Origin of the sequence: Leucobacter sp. M11, from assembly GCF_035726885.1 — a bacterium.
GTDB lineage: Bacteria > Actinomycetota > Actinomycetes > Actinomycetales > Microbacteriaceae > JAPFRB01.
This window is the reverse complement of the sequence record NZ_JAPFRB010000005.1, coordinates 20,374-23,436: the sequence shown is the minus strand read 5'-3', so window position 1 is coordinate 23,436 and position 3,063 is coordinate 20,374. Positions and strand designations below refer to the sequence as shown.

General features: G+C 65.4%; 3 protein-coding genes. All 3 read right to left on the bottom strand.

The window, feature by feature from the left end:
* Positions 1-1,258, bottom strand: a 1,258-nt coding sequence (clpX, locus tag OOT08_RS15365; protein WP_325093718.1) for an ATP-dependent Clp protease ATP-binding subunit ClpX, incomplete at its 3' end; no start/stop codon positions are given.
* Positions 1,259-1,409: 151 nt separating this feature from the next.
* On the bottom strand, positions 1,410-2,081 hold the full coding sequence (locus OOT08_RS15360; protein ID WP_325093717.1) for an ATP-dependent Clp protease proteolytic subunit: 672 nt from the start codon (positions 2,079-2,081) through the stop codon (positions 1,410-1,412).
* Positions 2,082-2,100: 19 nt separating this feature from the next.
* Positions 2,101-2,697 carry an ATP-dependent Clp protease proteolytic subunit gene (locus tag OOT08_RS15355; protein ID WP_325093716.1) on the bottom strand — a complete coding sequence of 199 codons (597 nt, stop codon included), beginning with the start codon at positions 2,695-2,697 and terminating at the stop codon, positions 2,101-2,103.
* Between the last annotated feature and the right edge of the window lie 366 nt (positions 2,698-3,063).

The window sequence follows — 3,063 nt, the reverse complement described above, 5'->3', positions numbered from 1 at the left end:
CGCCGCGACGGCGCTGCAGGATGCGCGGCTCGGCCTCCTTGCGCACGGCAGCGGGGGTGATGATCACCTTGGCGACGTTCTCGTTCGAGGGCACCTCGAACATGACGGGGCCGAGGATGTCCTCGAGGATCGCGCGCAGCCCGCGCGCACCGATCTTGCGCTGGACCGCGAGATCCGCGATGGCCTCGATCGCTTCCGGCTCGAATTCGAGGCTCACCCCATCGATCTCAAACATGCGGACGTACTGGCGAATCAGGGCGTTCTTTGGCTCGGTGAGGATCCGCACGAGGGCGCTCTGATCGAGCTGCTCCACCGTGGCGACGACGGGCAGCCGGCCGATGAACTCGGGAATCAGGCCGAACTTGTGCAGGTCTTCGGGGAGCACCTCCGCGAAGACGTCCGGCTTCTCCTCGACCGCGCGCAGCGAGGCCCCGAAGCCGATACCGGAGGCGCCGTTGCGGGCCTCGATGATCGTCTCCAGTCCGGCGAAGGCCCCGGCCACGATAAACAAAACATTCGTGGTGTCGAGCTGGATGAATTCCTGGTTGGGGTGCTTGCGGCCGCCCTGCGGCGGAATGGAGGCGACGGTGCCCTCCAGAATCTTCAGGAGCGCCTGCTGCACCCCCTCCCCCGAGACGTCACGTGTAATCGACGGGTTCTCGGCCTTGCGAGCGATCTTGTCGATCTCGTCGATGTAGATGATGCCGGTCTCGGCCCGCTGGACATCGAAGTCCGCGGCCTGGAGGAGCTTCAGGAGAATGTTCTCGACGTCCTCGCCGACGTAGCCCGCCTCGGTGAGCGCGGTGGCGTCGGCAACGGCGAAGGGCACGTTGAGCTGTCGGGCCAGCGACTGCGCGAGATAGGTCTTGCCGCAGCCGGTCGGGCCGATGAGCAGGATGTTGGACTTCGCGATCTCGACCTCGTCGGCGAGGTCGTCGGCGCTCTGCAGCGTCTTGAGCGCCTGGATGCGCTTGTAGTGGTTGTACACGGCGACGGAGAGCGACTGCTTCGCGGACTCCTGGCCGATGACGTATTCCTCGAGGAAGGCGAAGATTTCCTTGGGCTTGGACAGGACGAACTCGGCGGCCTCTTCGGCCTCGCTCTCGGTGAGCCGTTCCTCGATGATCTCGTTGCAGAGACCAACGCACTCGTCGCAAATGTAAATGCTGGGCCCGGCGATGAGCTGCTGCACCTGTTTCTGCGTCTTGCCGCAGAAGGAGCACTTCAGCAGATCTCCGGTTTCACCGATCTTTGCCATGCCATGCCTCCTTGCCAGTGTGACCGCCGTGTGCCGCCGCGTGACCGCGCGGTCTTCCGTGACCACTCAGTAAGAGCCTAGCGGCTGCCACCGACAGACACGCGCCGATCGCTCGGCCCGGTCGGCTGTGTCGGTGGCAGCCGCGGTCGCGCTATGCCTGGGGCAGCGCGAGGGGGTTCTTGCGGCTCGTGAGCACCTGGTCCACGAACCCGTACTCCTGGGCCTGGGCCGCGCTCAGGATATTGTCGCGGTCGATGTCGTCGTGGATCTGCTCCACCGTCCGGTTGGAGTGCTTGGAGAGCGTCTCCTCCAGCCACTCGCGCATCCGGAGGATCTCCGCGGCCTGAATCTCGATATCCGATGCCTGGCCGTGACCGGACTGGCCGGTGGAGGGCTGGTGGATGAGCACGCGGGCGTTGGGCAGTGCGAGGCGCTTGCCCGGGGTGCCGCCCGCGAGCAGCACGGCCGCGGCGGAGGCCGCCTGGCCGAGGCACACGGTCTGCACGTGCGGGCGGATGTACTGCATCGTGTCGTAGATCGCGGTCATCGCGGTGAAGGAGCCACCGGGCGAGTTGATGTACATCGTGATGTCGCGCTCGGGGTCCTGGCTTTCGAGGACGAGCAGCTGGGCCATGACATCGTCCGCGGAGGCGTCGTCAACCTGCACGCCGAGGAAGATGATCCGGTCCTCGAAGAGCTTCGCGTAGGGGTCCTGGCGCTTGTAGCCGTAGGCGGTGCGCTCCTCGAAGGTGGGCAGGATGTACCGCGAGCCGGGCATCTCCAGCCCGGACATGGCCTGTGCCGGTGAGGTAGGGGTGAGCATCAGTCGAATCTCCTGTTCGCTACTTGTCGTCGCTCTGCTGGGTGCCGCCGCCGCCGATGACGTCGGTTGCGGAGTCGCGGATGAAGTCGACAAAGCCGTACTCCAGCGCCTCCTCGGCGGTGAACCAGCGGTCGCGGTCACCGTCTGCGTTGATCTGCTCAACCGTCTTGCCGGTCTGCGCCGCGGTGATCTCCGCCAGGCGGTTCTTCATCGAGACGATGAGCTGAGCCTGGGTCTGGATGTCGCTCGCGGTCCCGCCGAAGCCGCCGTGCGGCTGGTGCAGCAGCACGCGTGCGTTCGGGGTGATGTACCGCTTGCCCCGGGTGCCGGCCGTCAGCAGGAACTGGCCCATCGAGGCGGCCATGCCGATGCCGACCGTGACGATGTCGTTGGGCACGAAGGACATCGTGTCGTAGATCGCCATTCCCGCGGTGATCGAGCCACCCGGCGAGTTGATGTAGAGGTAGATGTCTGCTTCGGGGTCTTCCGCGGCGAGGAGCAGGATCTTCGCGCAGATCTCGTTTGCGTTCTCGTCGCGTACTTCGGTTCCGAGCCAGATGATTCGGTCTTTCAGTAGACGCTCAAACACACTGTTCGGCAAGGTCATCTCTGCCATGCTGCGCTCCGTTCGATAAAAGGGCTTGACTATGAATCTACTGCGTCGCTCCGGGAGATTCGTGCCTGTTCGCCGAGGGCGTGGCGCGGCCGGGCCCCGGTGCCCCTCCCGGCAGCCGGGCCGGGCACCGTCACCCCGAGCCGTGCGGTCTTCCGCTCGCGCTGGCTGTGCATATCCTCAACAGAATCCGGGCGGGACGTCCGAAATCTTGTGCACTTCACTCAGGGAATCGACAGCCCCATATGCAATACGCGCCACCTTATTACGATAGGGCCACTGTCCTGCGCGGGCAGCGCCGCCCGCGCTCTGGAGCGATCGGAGCGACAGCACATGAACGAAATCACCCCTCTCACCCCCCGGGCGCGA